The following is a 21,397-nucleotide window of genomic DNA, read 5'->3' as shown; positions in this document are numbered from 1 at the left end:
TTATTTCTGCCAAGTTGTTCGGCAATATATAGAAAACTTACGATAGTTTTTGATCAATGTTGTAATTAAATGTCATTCACACTTTCGATTCTTTTTACCAAAAAACCAAGTCAATGATGTGCGGTACTTTTATTTTAATTGATTGATTAATAGGTGAAATAACAGAAATTATGCGATGGTGGTGAGTTAAGCTTATGCTGTGTGGTGTCTTGTAATTTCGGCGGGATTGAGGAATGCTAACGCTATAACAATAATTACTTCCTATTTCTCTCCCGTTGCCCCACCAGGATGGTGGGGATTTTTATTACTGGCTGTGGTAACACTAAGCGACAGGAGGTTGGTCGGTCGATAAAGGTTGCTCAGTACGACGCAGCACTTCAGGCATAAACCAACTATCGAGTTTGCTGCGTAAGGTATCAACCCCTAGACCATTCAGCGATGAATACACATCGACACTCACATCACCACCGAACGATAGCGACTCTTCTCTGATTTTGTTGAGCTGAGCTTTACGTGCACCACTTTTTAGTTTATCGGCTTTAGTGAGCAGAACCTGAACGGGAATCGCGCACTCTACAGCCCACAAGACCAATTGTTGGTCAAGATCTTTCATTGGATGGCGGATATCCATTAACACCACCAAACCTTTAAGACTAGAACGTTGTTGCAGGTATTCACCCAGTGATTTTTGCCACTTCTTTTTCATTTCTAGTGGTACTTGTGCAAAACCATAACCCGGTAAATCAACGATATGGCAGCCATCAGTCACTTTAAATAAGTTAATTAACTGAGTTCGTCCGGGGGTTTTACTGGTTTTCGCCAAGCTTCTTTGATTGGTTAAGCGATTGAGAGCGCTTGATTTACCCGCATTTGAACGTCCTGCAAACGCAATTTCGATACCGTCATCGGCGGGAAGATGGCGAATGTCTGGCGCACTGGTAATGAAATGCGTGTTTTGATAGTGAATTTTTACGCTCAATGTTAACTCCATCTCGACTTTGCGTAGTCGATTGATTGCTTTTATAAAAACTTAGTCGAAGAATCGTACTCGGTACAAGATCGGTGATTGTATCATGAGTGCAGAGGTAAGCTGGATAATTATCAATCGTGTGATAGGAAGAAATTGATTTCCTCGTTGTAAGTGAATTTTTGGTACTTGATATCAATCGCTTATCTGAATCGAGAGAAATGGTCTTCTTCGATGGGCTAAGAGCAAATGCAGTGGATTTTGATGTTGGGTATGGCGGATAGCTCATAAGCTGCGGTGAGGCTTTTCATTGTGCGATCAATGGATTGATGATCTTTTTACAAGAATTGCTCTGTTTTTGAACAAAGAGACTCCACACTATCGCCAGTTTCTGGTATGTTGCGCATCCCCCAATCAGGAGGCGACCATGCATACTTGTCCTTTATGCCACAGCGCTCAAACCCACGCCTACTTTGCCGATAATCATCGCGCTTATAGAGAGTGTTCGGTTTGTCGATTGGTGTTTGTACCTCCTGCTGACCGACTGAGTGCTGAGCGTGAGAAAAGCATTTATGATTTGCACGACAACAATCCCAGCGATCTGGGATATCGCCGTTTCTTATCTCGTCTCTCTCAGCCAATGTTGGAGAGGCTCGCTCCTCAATCTCAGGGGTTAGATTTTGGCTGTGGACCAGGGCCAACCTTGTCAGTCATGCTTGAAGAAGCAGGACACGATGTCGCGTTGTATGACTTCTTTTATTATCCACAACAAGAAGTCTTACAAAGAGACTATGATTTTATAACCGCCAGTGAAGTGATTGAACATTTACATGATCCTCACCGTATTTGGCAGCAATGGCTGAATTTAGTTAAGCCAGGCGGCTGGATTGGTATTATGACCAAGCTAGTGAAAGACGTAGATGCGTTTGCTGGATGGCACTATAAAAATGATCTTACTCATGTAAGCTTTTTTAGTTGTGATACCTTTCAGTTTCTGGCCGAGCGGGATAAGCTCGAACTTGAATTTATCGGAAATGATGTAATTTTACTGAGGAAACCCCAGTAATGTCTCGTACAAAGAAAGCAAAAACCGGCTTTAACGGTGAACTGATCGTGGCTCGTAAACGTAACCGTAGTGAGGCTGATTTAGAAAGCCGTGAGCGCAAGAAATTAAAAAAACGTAAAGGACTGAAAAGTGGTAGTCGCCATTCTGATGGTGGTGAGCACAGTCAACGTTCCACTGAGCAAGCTCGTGATCCACGTTTGGGAAGCAAGAAAAAAATTCCCTTGATCGTGGAAACCGGGAAAAAAGCCAGCAAACAGCAGCGCCGTTTAGATGCTGAGCAAGAGTTAGCGATGCTGGAAAATGATGCTCAATTGAACGTCCTGCTCGATAGAATCGATAGTGGTGAAAATCTAGGGGCTGGTTTACAAAAATACGTCGACGAGAAACTGGATCGGATCGAAGTATTGATGAAGCAACTAGGCTTGTTTGATGATGCTGCCGACGAAGATGAGGAGCTTGACGATGATTTTCCTATCCCGCAAGTGGCTCAGTCTAAGACACGTAAAGTGCAATCTGATGATGAGTTGTTGGCGCAATTTGAAAATCTAGATGTGGATGGATACAAACAGTAGGGCAATGGTATGAATACGCTTTTGTTGGTGATGGTTGGTGGACTGATCATTCTTGGTTTGGCAAGCTATGCCGTTTACTTGTTATTACAAGTAAAAAAACAAACTCAGTTACAGCAGCTACATCAAACATTGGCTATAGAAAAACGCAATGCCAATATTTTTGATAGTGTGAATACACTCTGTTTGGCCGGTATTCAAGGTCAGTGTGATTTATCCGAAATTGCCATTCGCGTCTACTGCATCATGGATTATGTGCAGGGTGAACAACGGGTCGATTTTGAACGTGACTATCCAGCGACGGCTGAGCTGTACCACATTGTCAAAGATATGCCTCGTGGTGACGCGCGACAAGCAATGCCAAAACAAGAGAGAATGCGCCATAACTTAACTCGCCAGAAAGCTGAAGTTCGTCTAAATGACGCGATTGTGGCGGAGCTGAAAGCGTTACAACAGCGTATTCGTCCGTTGAATCAACAGATCCCTATTCAATTCGTTTAATCTATTTATAGGCTCTTAGCGAAAGCTTTCGATAAGGTACGTTCGTCGCCTAATACCTCGAAAGTCGCTAAGATGCCGATAATGGCCTAGTCCCACTTCCATCATCGTTTAATGAGTAATAAGAAGTGATCCGGCTAGCAATTTAGACTATTTTATCGGTAAATCTTCTTTTGCTTCCCGACGCCATGCCTTGTCGTGTGGCAGAATAATCAGTCCACGTTCAATAACGGAAGAGTCACTATGTTGTCGCCAGTCGTACCCAGTCAGCAGATTGTTTGGGATCAAACCATTTTAGACAAGTACAACTACTCGGGGCCGCGTTACACTTCCTATCCAACTGCGGTGGAATTTCACGAAGCGTTCACTATTGCTGAATTTGATATGGCTTGTGCACGTTATCCACAGCGGCCGTTATCTCTATATATCCATATTCCTTTTTGTCACAAGCTTTGTTACTACTGTGGCTGCAATAAAATTATTACTCGTCACTCGCATAAGGCGGATGAGTACTTAGATGTGCTGGAGCACGAAATTCGTCAACGTGCACCATTACTATTATCGCGTCCTGTTACTCAATTGCATTTTGGTGGTGGTACGCCGACGTTTTTAACTAACGCTCAAATTAGCCGATTAATGGCATTATTGCGGGCGGAGTTTAATTTTCAGCCGGAAGCGGAGATCAGCATTGAAGTCGATCCGCGTGAAATTGAGCTGTCGGTACTCGATCATCTGCGGAGTGAGGGCTTTAATCGCATCAGTATTGGTGTGCAGGATTTTGATAAACAAGTTCAGCAGTCTGTGAATCGTGAACAAGATGAACAGTTTATTGTTGATTTAGTGGCACGCGCTAAGCAACTGGGTTTTCGCTCCACCAACCTCGATTTAATTTACGGTTTACCCAAGCAGACCGTTGCCAGCTTCCACGCGACGTTACAGCAAGTGATTGAGATGCGCCCAGGCCGTTTGTCGGTGTTTAACTACGCTCATATGCCCGAGTTGTTTGCCGCGCAACGGAAAATCCAATCTGACGACTTGCCATCGGTAGAAGAAAAGATGGCTATTTTACAAGATACCATTAGCACTTTAACTGAAGCGGGATATCAGTTTATTGGCATGGACCATTTTGCGTTACCCGATGATGAATTAGCCGTGGCGCAACGTAACGGTGTTTTACATCGTAATTTTCAAGGTTACACCACGCAGGGCGATTGTGATTTACTGGGATTTGGTGTCTCTGCCATTTCAATGGTTGGCGATGTGTATGCCCAAAATCAGAAAGAGCTGAAGCGTTATTATCAGCAAGTGGATGAAATGCGTCACGCGCTGTGGAAAGGGGTATCATTGGACAGTGATGATCTGTTGCGTCGTGAAGTCATTAAACAACTTATTTGTAATTTTCAGTTGGATAAACAGGCAATAGAACAGCATTTTAAGCTGCGTTTTAATGACTATTTCCAGCAAGATCTCGCGTTATTACAAACCTTCATTGATGATCAATTGGTTGAGGTTGATTCCCGTTTTATCCGTGTCACCTTACGTGGCCGATTACTGATCCGCAATATTTGCATGTGTTTTGACAAGTACTTACGTCAGCGTGCCCGCCAGCAGCAGTTTTCTCGGGTTATTTAATTTGTTCAAAAAAGACAATAGAGAGAAAGCGGTTCGTCGATAAGAGGAACCGCTTTTTTTGATTAAGCTGTAGTCAGTAGGGATAAAGCTTTACGACTGACATCGTGCGCCGCTTGTGGGCGATCTTGCTGCTCTAATGCTTGAGCTAAACAGGCGTAATCTTCAATATTTACTCGAAGTGATAGGGCTTGTTCAAGGTGCTGCTGAGCTTGTGCCCACTGTTTCTCGTGAAGCAGAATTTGCCCTAGCGCGCTGTGGGCTTCAGCATTATTTTTATCGCGACGTAGCTTGTCTTGCAGTAAGGCGATGAGCGGCTGTTTATCATCTAGGGTTAACTTAGGTAGGAACCCATATAACTCAATCGTAGGCCGTTTATTTAGCCACTCTTTCAGTAATTTGAACGCCGCAGTATCGGCTTGACGCTGCAATAATTGCTGAATAACTTCAACCATTAAACGGGTTTCGTGTTTAAGAGCTTTTGGGAGTGATTGCCAGTAGGCCAATAACCCTTCGCTGCCTCCTTGTGTTGCTACAACGCTGAGCATTGCTTGTTGAGCTTGTAAGGTCAGAACATCAGCCTGTGATGGACTGATTAATTGGTTTTTAGTGAGTTTGGGAATCAACGCCAGTAGCGGTTGCCACTGCTCTAGGGCGAGATAGGCTTGCTTTAAGCGCTTTAAGACTAAAAGGTTATCAGGGTAAGCCTGTTCTAATCGAGTCAGAATATCAACAGCCGCTTGCCATGCTTGGTCACTTAATAACTGTTTGGCTCGAGTTAATTCAACCGCAAGAGTGGCATTCGGCTGCTTGGCCGCTAACGCCAAATAGTCGTCTCGTTTACGCTGTTCGCCTTGTGCATGAGCGGCCTCCGCCGCGGCCAAATAACAGAGTAGCGGCATATCATGATGATTCGCCCAGCGAGTGACTTTTTTCTCGGCTTGTTTCCAATCCCCTTCAAGCAGCTTAATCATGCCTTCGTCGGTGTAACGGCGAGAGCGACGATGCTTACGAATGGTAAACCAGTTCCATGTGCTGCTACTGGCTCGAAGGATTTTTTTTATCAGATATTCAAGAAAAAATAGTCCAGCCAGTAAGGCGACCATCACAATGATCAGCGTGGTGACGCTCATTTCGATGCTGGTATTAGCGATGGAAATTAAGACATAACCTTGTTGGCCTGCGTATTGGGTACCTACAAATAAGCCAAGGCCGAGGACAACCAGTAAAAAGAGTAAACGAATCATTGTTGTCCCTCCGTCATTATTGGTGCTACAGAGCGACGTAACCGTTCACGGATCACATCTGAGAGTGGCTGTTGAGCCGTGAGCTGAGGCGTATCAAGCTGAATGTGTTGCTCTGCCAGTTGCTCAAGACTAAGGTTAAACGCTTTGACCTGTTGATCGTATCGATTGAAGTAATCCCTTGACCACTCTAGGGCCATGTTAAGGGAGAGCGTGTAAATGTCTTGCTGTTCGCTATAGACGGCTTTAATTGCAGTATCTAATTTTGCTTTAAGGTTTTCACGAAGGTAAAGATGTTGCTGTGGTGATAACAGCGGTATCGCTTGTCCATCTCTTACGCGAAAGGTAATAAAGTTATCGGCAAAAGCTTGTAAAGAGGTACGTAGATTGGTTTTCCAATCAGCAATATCTTCTGAAACGGTTGGTTGGCTAGGTTGAGCTTCCTCTGGCAATATCGCATTGGCGAGCGGTAGTTGGTCGATACGCTCTTGTAGGCTCATCAGGCGCAGCACTAAGCCGTCTCTATCGATGATCGGCATGGCTTGTAATTGAGCAATATCGTAGCTTAGCGCTCGACGCAGTGAGGTTAAGCTTGGGTCATTGAGTTCAGCAACACGTAAATCGGCTTCTTGGACTAACTGGGTTGCCGTTTCAATATCGCGCTCTAAATACAGCTTGCGTCCAGCCAATTTAACTAGGTAGTCGGCTTCTGCTAATAGCCAATCATTGGGGCGTCGACCTTGAATTTCGGCAAGTGCGAGATGCAAACTATCGACACTCTGTTTTTGCTGGTTAAGTAACGTTTCAGCTTGAGTCGCGATATCACGAGTTGCGCCAATCGCTTGTTCTTTCGCTTCGCTAAGCTGAGTATTGATGGTGCTGCGAGCTTGATTGAGTTCTGCACGTAGCGCATGCATTTGCGCCTGATAGTCGGCGCGTTGCTGTTGCATATGCAAAGTGATACCGCCACCAAACAGTACGGTTAATACAATCGCAATCGTGGCCAGTGTACTACCACCGTTCGTTGGGCGATTAACGGATGGGCTCGTTGGCGGATTGACAGTTTGCGGCGGATTTGAGCGGCTCGTTGATTCTGCCTTACGCTCAGTCTTTTTTGCTTTGCTGCTTGTATCGACCGGATCGCCAGATTGAGATGAAGTCTGTTCCGGTTTTTGTGGAGAGGGTTGGTTATTATCTGTCATGGCTAAATCCTGTGTTAAGGCTAAACAGCCGCCACTAAATCGCGGTTTGCCGCACTTCCTGTTATCACAATATGTTGAAATCCTAATTCTCGTGCTTGTTCAGCGATACGTTGACTAGGGACCAATAAGCGTAATGTCCTCGTCCAAGCTTGAGCTTCAGGAGGCAGTTGTGAACAAAAAAACGCCAGCTGCTCACCGCTGGTAATGATTAAGGTATCGACATTGGCTGCTTGCCAACGTGTTAAAGCCATTGCACCGTCAAAAGATAAGGGGTGTCGCTGGTACATTTCACGGTAATCAACGTTAGCGCCTCGTTGGTGCAGTGTTTGGTAAATTAACTCTCGCCCGCCATTACCACGCCAGATCACCACGCGTTTTCCGGCTACCGATTGTAGCGCTGGCAACGCCAAAAGATGTTCACTATCACTGATCTCGGGGTAGTGTACGAGTTGTTGACAGGCTTTGCTTAAAACCTGTGCGGTTTTTTGACCAATGGCAACATAAATAGCTGCAGTAGGCCACGAGAGGTGCTCGGCTTGGAGCGTGCGTTCAACCCAACTGACCGCGTGTTGGCTGGCGACAACAATCACCTCATAGTCAACCAGTTCTGAGCTCAGCAAAGCTAAGTCCGTTCCGGCTTCGATACGGATTAACGGATGATTTAGCGCTTGGTGCCCATGCTGCTGGAGTAATTGGCACAGTGCTTTGCCTTGTTGATCTGGGCGAGTGACCAATATTGCCATGGTTTACTCGTGGTCAGCATAGAGTTTATTGAGGATATCACGCGCACCTTGGTCAAGCAGTTGCTGAGCTAATTCAACACCAAGGCGTTCAGCTTGTTGGCGTGGGCCACGAATCTCACCACGGATGATCCGTGAGCCATCTGGCTCGCCAACCAAAGCACGTAACCAGATCTGATCACCGTCTAACTCGGTGTAACTACCGATAGGCACTTGGCAGCCACCTTGTAAGGTCAGGTTCATTGCACGTTCGCAGATCACGCGATCATAGGTGTCGGCATGATTTAAGGGTTCGAGTAATGTGAGGAGACGTTGGTCATCGAGGCGACACTCGATGCCGACAGCGCCTTGACCGACTGCTGGGAGCGATTGTTCTGGGGAAATAAAATTGGCGATACGTTGTTCCAGCTTCAAACGTTTTAATCCTGCGGCGGCAAGGACAATCGCATCAAACTCCCCAGCGTCTAATTTTGCTAGGCGTGTCCCTACATTGCCCCGTAATTCTTTAATGATAATATCAGGACGCGCTTCCTTAATTTGACATTGACGGCGGAGGCTGCAAGTCCCAACAGTCGCACCATGAGGTAGATCTGCCAGTGAATGGTAGTGATTAGAGACAAAAGCATCACGAGGATCTTCACGTTGGCAAATCGTGACTAACCCCAATCCGTCAGGAAAATCCACCGGTACATCTTTCATCGAATGGACGGCTAAATCAGCGCGTCCTTCCAGCATCGCGACTTCCAATTCTTTCACAAACAGGCCTTTTCCGCCGACTTTGGCGAGAGGCGTATCCAATAGCACATCACCACGAGTGACCATGGTCACCAGTTCTACCTCTAAATGTGGATGAGCGGCTTGCAAGGCATCTTTGACAAAATGCGCTTGCCATAAAGCGAGTGGGCTTTGCCGAGTGGCAATACGAATTGGAGGCGTGGAAGTCATGATAATCCCGATAAACAGTCAACAATACTGACATCCTAACATTGTGCGCAGGAAAGTTTTAATACTAGATGGCGATGATGCTCATTTGTGACTAAATTGATGATTTTTAGTGAAAATAGTGTGATGGACTTCTCGTTGGGATCGCACTTAGTCTTGCTTTTCTGACGAGAGAGGATCTTCAAGTTGAGTGGTGTTTGTGGCGATATCGAGTAAAATAGACAGTAAATGACTAGTATTGCCGAGTTTATGCCCTAGGGTATTGATTTGGTAAATCAATTACGACTTTAGTATGATAGAGAGTGCAGATGGCTTTACCCAGCGGATTTAAAGTGTTAAATTGATCACGTTTTGTTTAGTCTGTCGTACAAAACATATCCAAAGCGGGCGTTAATGTTTCAACCAAGGAACCAACCTTGCAGGCTTACACAAAAACCTTAATTCAGCGATTAGATAATCTTAACCGGCAACGCACTGAGCGTGCGCTGGCGCTTATGGATTTACAAGGTCAGCGTGTTTTTCATCTGATCCCCGCTTTGCTGCACTACAACCATCCTTTGATCCCCGGCTATTTTGAGCAGCAAGTTCCACACGGTATTGAGTGTTTTAACCTAGATCCGATTCAGCAACAATTAATCGATGATACGCAATTGGCTTTGGGAGCAACACTGCCCGTACCTAGTCAGCCGAGTATTTTAGGCTTATACACTATGGGTAGCACGTCATCGATTGGCCAAAGTACCTCAAGTGATTTGGATATTTGGGTATGTGTGGCGGCCAGCATGAGCTGCGAACAGCGTGAACGATTAAGCAATAAATGTTTGCTGATCACCGATTGGGCAAAAAGCCAAGGTGTCGAAGCGAATTTCTTTATTATGGATGAACAGCGTTTTCGCCATAATCAATCGGATCAAATGACCGGTGAGAACTGCGGTTCTTCTCAACACCTTTTGTTGTTGGATGAATTCTATCGTTCTGCGGTTCGTCTGGCGGGTAAGCGCTTATTGTGGCAAATCGTACCTCCGGAAATGGAGGAGTGTTACGATGAATACGTCAATTTATTGTGTGCTAATCACTACATTGATTGCAGTGAATGGATTGATTTTGGGCGCCTAAACCGAATTCCTGCCGAAGAGTATTTTGGTGCCAATTTATGGCAACTGTATAAGAGTATTGACTCACCGTATAAGTCGGTCTTAAAAGCGACTTTATTAGAAGCTTACTCTTGGGAATATCCCCATACTCAATTACTCAGCATTGATACTAAACGACGTTTTTTTGCCCATGAGCCTGATCTGTATGGGATGGATGCGTACTATTTGATGTTGAAAAAAGTCACCCGCTATTTAGAGCGAATTGGTGACCGTTCACGACTCGATTTAGTTCGTCGCTGTTTTTATCTCAAAACTCATGAGAAATTATCGCGTGAACCGGGGGCGGGATCTGTCGCTTGGCGACGAGAAGCCCTAACTGAAATGGTTCAAGATTGGCAATGGGACGAGGCAACGATTCAACAACTGGATAACCGCCGTCATTGGAAAGTTGAGCAAGTGAAAACGGTTCATCATGCCTTATTGGATGCGTTGATGCTCAGTTACCGTAACTTGATTCAATTTGCGCGTCGTCATGACATCACTTCTGCGATCAGCCCACAAGATATTTCTATTTTAGCGCGTAAATTGTATGCCGCGTTTGAAGTGCTGCCTGGCAAAGTGACGCTGCTTAATCCACAGATCTCCCCAGATTTACATGAGCCGGATCTGACTTTTATCGAGGTTCGTTCTGGGCGAGCGAACCCTTCAGGATGGTATCTGTATAAACAGCCGCCACTGGCCGAGCGGATGATTGGTCAGCGCTGTTTAGATCATCATGAATATTTAAGTAAACTGGTCGCTTGGTCATTTTTTAATGGTTTGATTACCGAGTCGACTCGTTTGCATTCGGTTGTCCGTGATGCGCATCTCGACCTCGATAAGTTTTATCAAATGGTCAGCGACTTAAGAAATACCTTTTCATTGCATAAACGTCGCCCGACCATGGCGGCGCTGGCGAGTCCTTGTGAAATTAGCCAACTGGCGATGTTCATCAATTTTGAAAACGATCCAACGACTCAGTTAACTGGTAAGTCGCTTAAGGTTGATGTTAAGCGTTTAGATATTTTTAGTTTTTCTGAGCAGCAGCAGTGTTTGGTTGGCAGTGTTGATTTGGTATATCGCAATTCTTGGCAAGAAGTACGCACCCTGCACTTTAAGGGCGAAACCGCGATATTGGATGCTCTGAAAACCGTATTAGGTAAGATGCACCAAGATGCGATTCCTCCAGAGTCGGTGGATGTCTTTTGTTACAGCAAGCATTTGCGTGGTGTGATGCGTAATTTGATTTATCAATTACTGGCCGAGTGCATCGATTTACGCCTAAAGCCCGTTGAGCAAGAGAAACGCCGTCGGTTTAAAGCGATGCGGATTGGTAAGCAGATGTATGGCCTATTCTTTGAGCGGCGAGGCGTTTCAGTGCAACGCTTAGAAAACTCGGTCGATTTTTATCGCAGCATATCCAGTAATAAACTCAAAGGTTCACCATTACTGATGTTGGATCGTGAGCAAGATTATCAACTGCCCGATGTAGTGGATGGTTTTGCCAGTGAAGGATTGGTGCAGTTCTTTTTTGAGGATACCGAGCAGGGCTTTAATATTTACGTACTCGATGAAGCGAATCGGATCGAGGTGTATCATCAGTGTAGTGGTGAAAAAGACGAGATGATCAACAGTGTTAATAGCTTCTACACGTCAGTGAAAGATGATAATCAGATCGCGGCTAAATTAATTAACTTTAACCTGCCACAGTATTATCAAATCATTCATCCTGAAGAAGGAGAAAGCTACGTTGTGCCTTATCGTAATGACTCCTCGGTTTATTCTCGCCCTTCAAAAGTGATCAACGCTTAGTCCTCTTGACGTTGATTCTCGCTCTGCTATCAGCAATGTCTACGGATTTGGAATGTCTAGCTTTTTGTTATTCATTGCCCATCGAATCGGCTCTGGTCGGTTAAGTATAATTTTTTAGCTAATATAGCCCAACTGATACCGATTCCCCGTGATTTATCTGCTGTATTTTGATTGATGCTCAAGCTGGAGCGGAAATTCAGTTTCGTTCATCCTGTCTATGCTATTGCTTTTCCTGATTGTGGTGCGATTATAGAGAGCATTGAGTCAATAATAACGATATGCAAAATGAAAACAGCCATCACAACTCTATTTTTGTTCTCTGCTCTTGCGTTAGCAGGGTGTGGACAAACGGGGCCGCTATATCCGCCTGATCGTGCTCAACCGAGTGAACAGAATCAGTAAATTCAAGACATTAGATTAAGGGACATTATTTTGGATTACTTTAATTATCAGGAAGATGGTCAGCTTTGGGCAGAAAACGTCTCCCTCACACAGTTAGCTGAGCAATACGGCACCCCGTTATACGTTTATTCCAGAGCCACACTTGAGCGTCATTGGCATGCTTTTGATCAATCTGTTGGTGCACACCCGCATTTGATCTGTTACGCGGTGAAAGCGAACTCCAATTTGGGCGTACTGAATACCCTCGCTCGCCTAGGGTCGGGATTTGATATCGTCTCGGGTGGCGAGTTAGAACGTGTATTAGCGGCTGGGGGTAACCCAAGTAATGTGGTTTTTTCTGGTGTTGGCAAAACTGCGGCAGAGATGAAACGCGCACTGACACTGCAGATTAAGTGTTTTAATGTTGAGTCGGAACCTGAACTACTGCTATTAAATCAAGTGGCGGGGGAGCTTGGTGTTAAAGCCCCTGTCTCATTACGTATCAACCCAGATGTTGATGCGCATACTCATCCCTACATTTCGACAGGTCTGCGTGACAATAAATTTGGTATTGCCTTTGAGCGTGCGCCGGAAGTGTATCGTTTGGCGCACAATCTAGAGCATATTCATGTGCGTGGTATTGACTGCCATATCGGATCTCAATTAACGGCACTTGAGCCATTCATTGATGCTACCGATCGGCTACTGGCGTTGATTGACCAATTGGCTGCTGAAGGGATCACTATCGCGCATTTGGATGTCGGTGGTGGTCTCGGTGTGGTCTATCGCGATGAGCAACCACCTCAGCCGGGGGATTATGCGAAGGCTTTACTGGCTCGTTTGCATAAGCATCCGCATTTAGAGCTGATTTTTGAACCCGGTCGTGCCATTGCAGCTAATGCTGGAGTGTTATTAACGCGGGTTGAGTTCTTAAAACATACAGAACATAAAAACTTTGCCATTATTGATGCAGCAATGAATGATTTGATGCGTCCTGCACTCTATCAAGCTTGGCAAGATATTGTGCCTGTTGCACCGCGTGCAGGTGAAGCCATTATTTATGATTTGGTTGGTCCAGTATGTGAAACGGGTGACTTTTTAGGGAAAGATCGCCCGTTAGTGTTGGCCCAAGGCGATTTGTTGGCGGTTCGTTCTGCTGGTGCGTATGGGTTTGCCATGTCATCGAATTACAATACTCGAACCCGAGCGGCAGAAGTGATGGTGGATGGTGATAAGATTCATCTTGTTCGTCAGCGTGAATCGTTGGCTAGCCTTTGGGCGTTAGAAACTATTTTGCCGGAGTAAAGTGACCATTTATGCATTTCCATTTTTCTAAAATGCACGGTTTGGGCAATGATTTTATGGTCGTTGACTGTATTACCCAAAACGTGTTCTTTTCTCCTGAGCTGATTCGCCGTTTGGCGAATCGTCATACTGGGGTCGGATTTGATCAGCTTTTGGTGGTTGAAGCACCGTATGATCCAGAAAGCGATTTTCATTATCGGATTTTTAATGCTGATGGTAGTGAAGTGGAGCAGTGCGGCAATGGCGCACGCTGTTTTGCGCGTTTTGTACGAATGAAAGGCTTAACCAATAAGTACAGTCTCAGTGTCAGTACTAAAAAAGGCAAAATCATCTTGAGCATTGAAGAGGATGATCAGGTGTGCGTGAACATGGGCATCCCTGAGTTTGAGCCGAGCAAAATTCCATTTCGCGCTAAGCAAGCAGAAAAAACGTACATTATGCGTGTCGATGAACAGACGCTGTTTTGTGGCGCGGTTAGCATGGGCAATCCCCATGTGGTGACTGTTGTCGAGGATATTGCTACCGCAGAAGTGGAACGAATCGGCCCTTTGTTGGAGTCGCATGAACGTTTTCCTGAGCGTGTAAATGCTGGATTTATGCAGGTTGTCAATCGTCAGCAAATTAATCTGCGGGTTTACGAACGTGGTGCTGGTGAAACTCAAGCGTGCGGTAGTGGAGCTTGTGCTGCTGTTGCGGTCGGTATCCTGCAAGATCTGTTGGATGATACCGTGACGGTTAATTTACCCGGTGGTCGTTTAGAGATCAGCTGGCAAGGTCCGGGACAGCCTCTCTATATGATAGGGCCGGCAACCCATGTGTTTGATGGCCAAGTTTCTTGCTAAAGTAAGGATGTGTTTTGTTACAACCACAAGTAGAAGCTCTGACGGCAGAGGTCGTCGCTGAATATTTAACTGATCATCCTGATTTTTTCCAGCACCGTTCTCAATTGGTGGAGCGTTTATCCTTACCGCATCCACAAGCTGGTGCGGTTTCTTTGGTGCATGTTCAAATGGCTCGTCAGCGACAGCGGATTGAAGAGCTGGAAGAAGAGATCACGGCTTTGATGTCTCTTGCTGCGAACAATGATCGCACTTTCCATGAATTTATGGACTTACAAGAGCAGTTATTAAAGTGTTCTTGTTTATCAGCGGTATGTCGCGCGATTGAAACGACCGCTCAGCGACTTGGGTTAATCGCTTATCTACGTTTAGTGGATGCAAGGCTGGCAGAATACGGTATCAGCCAAGAGCAATTACAACGCTTTTCAACCAATCATTTTAATGGAAAACAAGCCTATTTAGGTCGATTGCGGCAAGCCGATCGCTGGTTGTTACTTGGTGAGCAGTGCGCGGCACCCGAAATGGGCTCTTATGTCGTATTGCCTCTTGGCCAGAATGCAGCGCAAGGGATTTTAGCCTTTTCTAGCCCCGATGGTGGTCATTTTCAACCTTGTATGGATACGCTTTTTTTGCGTCATTTGGCGCTATTGTTAAGTCACTTGATTACGGTGTTGCCTTGGCAATCTGATCATCATGAGTGAGCAAGATTCGGCATTACCTAACACGTTGGCTCAGCCACTATTGCGCTTTTATGAGTACTTGCGCAGTGAGAAGGGCTTAAGTTTGCATACTCAGCGTAATTATCAGCAGCAGTTACAAGCCATGGCTGGGCATCTTCATCATCTCGGCGTGAGCGAGTGGCAACAGGTTGATGCTGCTTGGGTTCGTCAGCTAGCCAGTAAAGGAATGCGTGATGGGATGAAGGCCAGCAGTTTAGCGACGCGTTTATCCTCTTTACGTAGCTTTTTTGATTTTTTAATTTTACGTGGTGAGCTGGCGGCTAATCCAGCCAAAGGCGTCTCAGCACCACGAAAACAGCGACCATTACCGAAGAATCTCGATGTGGACGAGATGGCTCAGTTGCTTGAGGTGACCGATGATGACCCATTGTCGATTCGTGATCGAGCGATGATGGAGTTAATGTATGGCGCTGGTTTACGTTTGGCAGAGCTGGTGGCGATTGATCTTAAAGACCTCAGTTTTAGCCGCGGCGAGATTCGAGTGATCGGTAAAGGCGATAAAGAACGAAAAGTACCCTTTGCAGGGCAAGCCAAAGAGTGGGTTGGTAAGTGGTTGAAAGTTCGTGGTTCGCTATTGAAAGGCGATGAAGTGGCGCTATTTATTTCTAAACTTGGTGGTCGAATTTCTCATCGCAGCGTACAAAAGCGCATGGCAGAGTGGGGACATAAGCAGTCGGTAGCCAGTCATATTAGCCCTCATAAATTGCGTCATTCGTTTGCCACTCATGTGTTGGAATCGAGTAATAATTTGCGTGCTGTGCAAGAGTTATTAGGCCATGAGAACATTTCAACCACGCAAATTTATACTCATCTTGATTTTCAACATCTTGCTCAGGTGTATGACCAAGCTCATCCACGAGCAAAAAAGAAAGCCAAGGAGTAGTTGATGCTGTTTTACCGTCAGTTAGGACCGATTCGAGCCATGAGCTTTGATTTGGATGACACTTTGTACGATAACCATCCAGTGATTGAGCATTTAGAGCAGCAGGTGACGCAATGGTTGCATCAGCAACATCCGTTGACTGCTAGCCAACCTAAGGCATGGTGGGTAAGCCTCAAGCGGCAGGTTGCGATGCAAGATCCTTGGCTGCGTCACGATGTTACGCAGTGGCGTTTTGAACAGGTAAGACAGGGATTAATGCAGTTAGGCTACTCTGCATCTTTGGCGCAACAAGTTGCAGAAGAGACGATCCATGAAGTATTACGCTTACGCAATTTGGTCGATGTACCATTAATGACGCATCAGGTATTGAGCTCTCTAGCGGAAAAGCTGCCGCTGATTGCGATCACTAATGGTAACGTTGATGTTGAGAAAATTGGTTTAGGTGATTATTTTCAGAGCGTATTGAAGGCTGGTGCCGATGGGCGAGCTAAACCTTACGCGGATCTTTTTGATAAAGCGAGCCATAGGTTAGCGCTTCCAGCGCGAATGATTTTGCATGTTGGCGATCACTTGGTGACGGATGTGCAAGGGGCGAAGCAAAATGGTTTCCAATCGTGTTGGTATAATGATCAAGGTCTCACTTTGCGTGAAAACTCTCGCGCAACGGTTTTGCCAGATATTGAAATTCATCGACTAGAGCAACTTAATCAATTGATTTCTTGAATAAACATTGTGATTTCCATGGTTAATCATTAACGTAGTTGCACAAATGATACAAGTTGTATTCGCAGTCTGAGTTAGTGAGAACATGTTCACAACATCGTTATTTTTTCCGGCACAATCTGACGTTCCAGAATTACCGATTCATCCCGCTTTGACCAAGGCGGGTCAATTGTTGATCCAATTGCTGTCGAGTGAATCGATAGAAAGCGTTCAAGCATGGGTTGATAGGTTATTGGCCCTTTATCCTGAGGCCAAGATAATCGGTTTGAGCGCTGAGCCGATGATTCATGATGGACAGTTGTACCACGACGGTACTTTATTGATTTTCAGTCACTTTTCTAATACTCACCTCACTTGTTCAGCACAAACCCTTTCCCTGTCTGGAAGAAAAGACACTCAAGCGTTGATTGATGGCTTGAAGTTACAGTCCGACTCTCAGGCAATGTTGTGCTTTATCAGTCAAACCCATATCGATGATAAGGCGCGTTTTCATGCCTTGAATACCTTTGCTCCGGGGATTGTCGTCGCTGGGGGATTAGCCACCGAAACCCAGCAAGGGCAGTGGGTATTATTGGGACGACAACTCTATCATCAAGCGATGGTGAGTGTTGCCTTGCATAGCGAGAGCTTACACGTTCAAACTGGGGCTTACACGGAGTGGAATCCGGTTGGGCGAACCTTTCGGGTCACGGCTGCCACTGGCTGCATGGTACAACGAGTCGATGATATACCCGTTCGTCAATTGTATGACCGTTACTTAGGCAATGGTCAATCGGTGCCGCTGGAAAGGTTGAGCCATTTCCCACTGCTGAAAGGTGAAGTCACGCTACAAGACGTCTACGTTCCTCTTGCTGAACAAGATGGCGGCTTGATTTTCAACGCACCATTATCGGTAGGAGATGAGGTGCGCTTTTGTTTCGATCATCCATCGATAACCTTAGAACAAATCTCGATCGGTGCTGAGCGGCTACGTGAGTTCCAAGCTGAGCAAATGATTATCTATAGCTGTACTTCACGTTTGGACTTTATTGCTGGTAACCAAGAACTTCTGCCTTTACAAAACCAAGTGGCCACTCATGGTGGCTACTTAGCGGGTGAACTGTGGCATGACGGACAGTCACAACGCATGCTTCATCACAGTATGACTTATCTTGCGCTACGTGAAGGCGTGCCAGCTCAGGCTACGTTAAGCCCTGCTTATGTTACCAAACACGATGAAATTGCCCCGTTATTCAGTCTGATTCGTAATGCGTTAGATGATTTGGACGAGATGAATCGTGATTTAACCAAGAAAATTCAAGATCAAGCCTCATTACTCACGGCTAGTTATCGCGTTGATCGACGTACTGGCCTAGCCAATCGTGTGGTATTGCGTGAACGGTTATTGCAGATGGTGAACGGTGAACACTTACTCGCGCTAAAATTGACCAACTTCCATCAGATTAATGAGAAGTACGGTTATCAAGTTGGTGACCAGTTATTGGTTGATTTAACTGGGCATTTTCAAGAGTACTTAACTGAGCATCTACCGGGCCTGAGTTCATTGTATGCGATTGGTGTTGGCGAGTGGGCGACCGTGTTTAGTGCTGATCGCGATGAAGAAGAGATTCATCGCCTGTTTTCGCAATTTGTTGAGCAGCTTGAGCATGTCAATTTTGAACCTTATGGCTTACCAGAAGTGGATTATGTTTCTGTTTCGTTGTGCGCGGGATTAGTCAGTCGTAAAGAGTTTCCGGCTGAAGATGCGGACGATTTATTGCTGCGCGCGATTGAAGCTCGTCGGCACGCCTTTCAGCGTAATCGGCATTTTTGCAGTGCAACGCGATTACGTGCTCAAGATGAATTACGTCAAAAACGATTGGGCTGGTTATCGTGTGTGAGCCGGGCGGTTCTGGATAATAATGTGTTGGTGTACGGCCAACCGATCGTTCACGCTCATTCTCATCAACTGGCTTCCTATGAGTGTTTGGTGCGCATTGAAGACGAAGGGGAGATCATTTTGCCGGGACGATTTTTACCGATCATCGAAGGCAGTCATCTTTACACGCGCTTAAGTCGGCAAATGATAAAAAGTACCTTTGATATCATGCGTGATCGCCAGGAAGCATTTTCAATTAATCTCTCTCCGCAAGATTTAATGAGTGAACGCACGCTATTGCGTCTTGAGGCCGCGGTGAAGTCATTGGCTGATCCATCGCGAGTGGGGTTAGAAGTGCTCGAAAATGAACAGATCAAAGATTATGGTCAGATGATTGAGGTATGCGAACACTTTAAGCGTTTAGGTGTGCGAATTATTGTTGACGATTTTGGCAGTGGTTACTCGAATATTGATGAAATTATTAAATTGGAACCTCAAGTTATTAAGTTAGACGGCAGCTTAATTTGTAATATCGATCAAGATATTAAGCAGCGTAAAATTGCGCAGCAATTGGTTAAGCTGTGCCAAGTGCTGAATGCCAAAACGGTGGCTGAATTTGTCCATAACCAAACCGTCTGTCAGATAAGCGAAGACATGGGGGTTGATTACTTGCAAGGTTTTTACTTAGGTCAGCCTGTGCGTTTACGTCAGCGAGTGATCGCGTAATCGATGGCCGCTTTTATCGGCCTGGAGGGTTTTCATAAACGTGTCGAGAAAATCAGTTAATGCCTGAGCTTGCTGAGGTTGGTGGATGTGCTTGAGCAATTCACTGGCCACCTCTAAAGTGCATAAATGTCCCGTTTGTTGATTACGTCTTAACTGGTAGTGGGACGTCTGTGTGGTTGTTAAATGGGCATGGGGTAGGTTTAACCAGTCGCTTTTGCGCAGCATTTTTTTCGCCTCCTGCCAAGTGCCATCTAAGACAATAAAGTGAGGGATTTGCCCGTTATCTTGTGCATGTTGCAGATGCTGCTCGATAGGCTCACTGTGCTCACTTGGGTAGATGAGCAGTGAATAATAATCTGGGTCATTAATGCGATCGAGTAAGGCTGGTGGTGGAGTGCGTCGCTGCCAGAGATAGTCTGCGCAATCGGGCAGGGCTTTGGTCAGCCAGCGACCCGTATTGGTCTCGCGTTGATATTCATTTTCATGCATCAGTAATGAGAGGATCAATGGACTGCTGAGACTGGGAACCACCGAACACAGACACTGCCATTCGAGACCACATTCTAAGCAAGCCATTATAATTTCACTCCACTTTTGGGTGCTAATCCATCGGCAAACAGTGTGACACCGCTGATCTGTGTTGTTTGCGCCGGTTGAGCATCACGAGTGGTGGCTGGATAACTGATGCCATTATAAGACAATTGGTAATGCTGGCTTTGCTGATCACGTCTGAGAGTTAAAATCAGATCTTGCCAACCATGATGAGCCAGCTTACCGAGTTGAAAAGGCGTAGCGACCTGATTGATGCGGCTGTTAAAACGCCACTCTCCGGCTTTTTTCTCGAAAATCAGTAAGGTGCATTGCTCTTGCTGGCACCAATCCAGTTGGACGAGCAGTTCTGGTGTTTGATTGCCATTTAAGTCGTACTTCAACCAGCGATAATGGATATGACTCGGGTCGGTTTTGTGCAACGCAAAATAGCGTTTGATCGCTTGGTCAACTTGCTCATCATAATCACCACGAGAAGTGATCGATTGCGGACGGCCATCTAAGTTACGTTGATTGAGGGATGCCTGCTGATCGGCGATGCTTTTTGCTTGAAAGAGCGTCAGTCCCCCCTCACTGATTGGATAGACTTGGTGGCCAATTTTTTCTTTATCAGCATGCAACTGGAAGCCATCACGAGTATAAATCCGTTCTGATAGTAAATATTGCTGTTGATGGTGGGTCATGACCACTTGTACTTGCTTGGGATTCAGCTGTTGCCAATAGCCTTTTTCAACCAGTTCCCGTTCACCACTCAGATAACGATAACGTGTGATGGCACTATGATCAGCGTTCAGTTCTAGCGTGACACCAAAGCCGCGTTGATCACTGGCGCTCGCAAAATAGGTACCCGCCCAAGTTTGTGTGGTATCGACGTTACTTAATGTCGCACAGCCTTGATAAGTGGTTGCGGATAAGGTTAAGGTCGACCGCCAACTGTAAAGCGTATCACTCATATTATCGGAGCAGACGGCGCGTACTAAACTGAGCTGGCCTTCGGGAAATTGATAATGACGTTGTTGGGTCGACAGTTGGCTATTCTCAATCATAAAGTGTTGCTTATCACCGCCTAAAGGCTGAAATTCTAGTCCTTGAGGCGTGAACTGAATGGACCAAAATGGCTCAGTACCAAAAGCGCGAGTTGGACGTGGGGGATGCTGACAGCGCTGAGGATTTTCCGAACTCAGTTGGTTGATCTGCTGAACGACAAAGCGAGCGGTATAATCACCATTAAATCCTGTTTGACTCGGTGGGGTCAGATAACCGATGACTTCACCATAAAGAGCTTGATAAGGTTGATGAGCCACAGCTCTCGCTTGTTGTTTGAGCTCAGGTGATAAGTCTAGCCAATACTGGTTATTGCTATCACAAGGGGTTAATGAGCTGACATCTGGGCCAAGAACGACTTCACCTCGTAGAATAAAGGTTTGCATTTTGATACTGGCAGGATTATCGAGTGTCGCCTGTGTCCGCTCTGGGCTTGGCGTTACCTCTGATTGCTCAGGTGGCGTTGATGAACATGCTTGGATGGCAAGCAGCGCGAAAAGGGCGGCAGGTCTTGTTAGCTGCTTCATGTTATCTCTTCCTCGTGGCA

The 21,397-nt window shown here is 45.7% G+C and carries 19 protein-coding genes; 12 read left to right on the top strand and 7 right to left on the bottom strand.

Features of this window, described 5'->3' with window-relative positions:
• Positions 1 to 322: 322 nt before the first annotated feature.
• Positions 323 to 979 carry a ribosome biogenesis GTP-binding protein YihA/YsxC gene (gene yihA / locus AACS00_RS16515; RefSeq protein WP_110168058.1) on the bottom strand — a complete coding sequence of 219 codons (657 nt, stop codon included), beginning with the start codon at positions 977 to 979 and terminating at the stop codon, positions 323 to 325.
• A 415-nt stretch (positions 980 to 1,394) separates the two neighbouring features.
• Here yihA and AACS00_RS16510 point away from each other — a divergent pair, with 415 nt between their 5' ends.
• From AACS00_RS16510 to hemN, 4 genes are all read left to right on the top strand, one after another.
• Positions 1,395 to 2,033: a class I SAM-dependent methyltransferase gene (locus tag AACS00_RS16510; protein ID WP_072670188.1), complete on the top strand. Its 639-nt coding sequence runs from the start codon at positions 1,395 to 1,397 to the stop codon at positions 2,031 to 2,033.
• Positions 2,033 to 2,605 (top strand): Der GTPase-activating protein YihI, encoded by a 573-nt coding sequence (gene yihI, locus AACS00_RS16505; protein WP_110168057.1) that lies wholly within the window; start codon positions 2,033 to 2,035, stop codon positions 2,603 to 2,605. Before AACS00_RS16510 ends, yihI begins: the two co-directional genes overlap by 1 nt.
• A gap of 9 nt (positions 2,606 to 2,614) precedes the next feature.
• Positions 2,615 to 3,103 (top strand): DUF2489 domain-containing protein, encoded by a 489-nt coding sequence (locus tag AACS00_RS16500; RefSeq protein WP_110168056.1) that lies wholly within the window; start codon positions 2,615 to 2,617, stop codon positions 3,101 to 3,103.
• A 240-nt stretch (positions 3,104 to 3,343) separates the two neighbouring features.
• On the top strand, positions 3,344 to 4,732 hold the full coding sequence (gene hemN / locus AACS00_RS16495) for an oxygen-independent coproporphyrinogen III oxidase (protein WP_072670185.1): 1,389 nt from the start codon (positions 3,344 to 3,346) through the stop codon (positions 4,730 to 4,732).
• Between the two features lie 62 nt (positions 4,733 to 4,794).
• On the opposite strand, the gene AACS00_RS16490 is transcribed toward hemN, so the two are convergent.
• Genes AACS00_RS16490 through hemC form a run of 4 tightly spaced genes read right to left on the bottom strand, consistent with a single transcriptional unit; the run spans position 4,795 to position 8,860 of the window.
• Positions 4,795 to 5,976 carry a heme biosynthesis HemY N-terminal domain-containing protein gene (locus AACS00_RS16490; protein ID WP_110168055.1) on the bottom strand — a complete coding sequence of 394 codons (1,182 nt, stop codon included), beginning with the start codon at positions 5,974 to 5,976 and terminating at the stop codon, positions 4,795 to 4,797.
• Positions 5,973 to 7,175 carry a uroporphyrinogen-III C-methyltransferase gene (locus AACS00_RS16485; RefSeq protein ID WP_110168054.1) on the bottom strand — a complete coding sequence of 401 codons (1,203 nt, stop codon included), beginning with the start codon at positions 7,173 to 7,175 and terminating at the stop codon, positions 5,973 to 5,975. The genes AACS00_RS16490 and AACS00_RS16485 overlap by 4 nt, the downstream gene beginning before the upstream one ends.
• A gap of 20 nt (positions 7,176 to 7,195) precedes the next feature.
• Positions 7,196 to 7,918, bottom strand: a complete 723-nt coding sequence (locus AACS00_RS16480) for a uroporphyrinogen-III synthase (protein WP_110168053.1) — start codon at positions 7,916 to 7,918, stop codon at positions 7,196 to 7,198.
• A gap of 3 nt (positions 7,919 to 7,921) precedes the next feature.
• Positions 7,922 to 8,860 carry a hydroxymethylbilane synthase gene (hemC, locus tag AACS00_RS16475; protein ID WP_110168052.1) on the bottom strand — a complete coding sequence of 313 codons (939 nt, stop codon included), beginning with the start codon at positions 8,858 to 8,860 and terminating at the stop codon, positions 7,922 to 7,924.
• A 413-nt stretch (positions 8,861 to 9,273) separates the two neighbouring features.
• Between hemC and AACS00_RS16470 the strand changes: the two genes are divergently transcribed.
• The 8 genes from AACS00_RS16470 (at position 9,274) to AACS00_RS16435 (ending at position 19,257) form a co-directional block, all read left to right on the top strand.
• A complete protein-coding gene (locus AACS00_RS16470) occupies positions 9,274 to 11,802 on the top strand; it encodes a class I adenylate cyclase (RefSeq protein ID WP_072670180.1) in 2,529 nt (842 codons plus the stop codon).
• A gap of 285 nt (positions 11,803 to 12,087) precedes the next feature.
• Positions 12,088 to 12,204, top strand: coding sequence for an LPS translocon maturation chaperone LptM (gene lptM / locus AACS00_RS16790; RefSeq protein ID WP_419796212.1), 117 nt, complete (start codon positions 12,088 to 12,090; stop codon positions 12,202 to 12,204).
• Positions 12,205 to 12,234: 30 nt separating this feature from the next.
• Positions 12,235 to 13,488, top strand: a complete 1,254-nt coding sequence (lysA, locus tag AACS00_RS16460; RefSeq protein WP_110168051.1) for a diaminopimelate decarboxylase — start codon at positions 12,235 to 12,237, stop codon at positions 13,486 to 13,488.
• 11 nt (positions 13,489 to 13,499) lie between these two features.
• Positions 13,500 to 14,330, top strand: coding sequence for a diaminopimelate epimerase (gene dapF, locus AACS00_RS16455; RefSeq protein ID WP_072670177.1), 831 nt, complete (start codon positions 13,500 to 13,502; stop codon positions 14,328 to 14,330).
• A gap of 14 nt (positions 14,331 to 14,344) precedes the next feature.
• Entirely contained in the window at positions 14,345 to 15,028 is a 684-nt protein-coding gene (locus AACS00_RS16450) for a DUF484 family protein (protein ID WP_110168050.1), read from the top strand.
• Positions 15,021 to 15,950: a tyrosine recombinase XerC gene (gene xerC, locus AACS00_RS16445; protein WP_110168049.1), complete on the top strand. Its 930-nt coding sequence runs from the start codon at positions 15,021 to 15,023 to the stop codon at positions 15,948 to 15,950. Before AACS00_RS16450 ends, xerC begins: the two co-directional genes overlap by 8 nt.
• Positions 15,951 to 15,953: 3 nt before the next feature.
• Positions 15,954 to 16,673, top strand: a complete 720-nt coding sequence (yigB, locus tag AACS00_RS16440) for a 5-amino-6-(5-phospho-D-ribitylamino)uracil phosphatase YigB (protein ID WP_110168048.1) — start codon at positions 15,954 to 15,956, stop codon at positions 16,671 to 16,673.
• An 85-nt stretch (positions 16,674 to 16,758) separates the two neighbouring features.
• Positions 16,759 to 19,257, top strand: a complete 2,499-nt coding sequence (locus AACS00_RS16435; RefSeq protein WP_110168047.1) for a bifunctional diguanylate cyclase/phosphodiesterase — start codon at positions 16,759 to 16,761, stop codon at positions 19,255 to 19,257.
• Here AACS00_RS16435 and AACS00_RS16430 read toward each other — a convergent pair.
• Positions 19,234 to 19,833 carry a tRNA-uridine aminocarboxypropyltransferase gene (locus AACS00_RS16430; protein WP_072670172.1) on the bottom strand — a complete coding sequence of 200 codons (600 nt, stop codon included), beginning with the start codon at positions 19,831 to 19,833 and terminating at the stop codon, positions 19,234 to 19,236. The genes AACS00_RS16435 and AACS00_RS16430 overlap by 24 nt on opposite strands.
• Complete coding sequence (locus AACS00_RS16425) at positions 19,833 to 21,377, bottom strand: COG3650 family protein (protein ID WP_110168046.1); 1,545 nt, start codon at positions 21,375 to 21,377, stop codon at positions 19,833 to 19,835. The genes AACS00_RS16430 and AACS00_RS16425 overlap by 1 nt, the downstream gene beginning before the upstream one ends.
• Positions 21,378 to 21,397: the final 20 nt, after the last annotated feature.

The sequence above is a fragment of the Vibrio sp. 11986-1-5 genome, assembly GCF_963878025.1.
Lineage (GTDB): Bacteria > Pseudomonadota > Gammaproteobacteria > Enterobacterales > Vibrionaceae > Vibrio > Vibrio injensis.
The sequence above is the reverse complement of the archived record's forward strand: the minus strand, read 5'-3'. Positions and strand labels throughout refer to the sequence as shown.

Excerpts from the sequence above, each read along its gene's own strand:
- AACS00_RS16510 (WP_072670188.1), top strand. The coding sequence starts at position 1,395 with ATGCATACTTGTCCTTTATGCCACAGCGCTCAAACCCACGCCTACTTT.
- yihI (WP_110168057.1), top strand. The coding sequence starts at position 2,033 with ATGTCTCGTACAAAGAAAGCAAAAACCGGCTTTAACGGTGAACTGATC.
- AACS00_RS16500 (WP_110168056.1), top strand. The coding sequence starts at position 2,615 with ATGAATACGCTTTTGTTGGTGATGGTTGGTGGACTGATCATTCTTGGT.
- hemN (WP_072670185.1), top strand. The coding sequence starts at position 3,344 with ATGTTGTCGCCAGTCGTACCCAGTCAGCAGATTGTTTGGGATCAAACC.
- AACS00_RS16490 (WP_110168055.1), bottom strand. The coding sequence starts at position 5,976 with ATGATTCGTTTACTCTTTTTACTGGTTGTCCTCGGCCTTGGCTTATTT.
- AACS00_RS16485 (WP_110168054.1), bottom strand. The coding sequence starts at position 7,175 with ATGACAGATAATAACCAACCCTCTCCACAAAAACCGGAACAGACTTCA.
- AACS00_RS16480 (WP_110168053.1), bottom strand. The coding sequence starts at position 7,918 with ATGGCAATATTGGTCACTCGCCCAGATCAACAAGGCAAAGCACTGTGC.
- hemC (WP_110168052.1), bottom strand. The coding sequence starts at position 8,860 with ATGACTTCCACGCCTCCAATTCGTATTGCCACTCGGCAAAGCCCACTC.
- lptM (WP_419796212.1), top strand. The coding sequence starts at position 12,088 with ATGAAAACAGCCATCACAACTCTATTTTTGTTCTCTGCTCTTGCGTTA.
- dapF (WP_072670177.1), top strand. The coding sequence starts at position 13,500 with ATGCATTTCCATTTTTCTAAAATGCACGGTTTGGGCAATGATTTTATG.
- xerC (WP_110168049.1), top strand. The coding sequence starts at position 15,021 with ATGAGTGAGCAAGATTCGGCATTACCTAACACGTTGGCTCAGCCACTA.
- yigB (WP_110168048.1), top strand. The coding sequence starts at position 15,954 with ATGCTGTTTTACCGTCAGTTAGGACCGATTCGAGCCATGAGCTTTGAT.
- AACS00_RS16435 (WP_110168047.1), top strand. The coding sequence starts at position 16,759 with ATGTTCACAACATCGTTATTTTTTCCGGCACAATCTGACGTTCCAGAA.
- AACS00_RS16430 (WP_072670172.1), bottom strand. The coding sequence starts at position 19,833 with ATGGCTTGCTTAGAATGTGGTCTCGAATGGCAGTGTCTGTGTTCGGTG.
- AACS00_RS16425 (WP_110168046.1), bottom strand. The coding sequence starts at position 21,377 with ATGAAGCAGCTAACAAGACCTGCCGCCCTTTTCGCGCTGCTTGCCATC.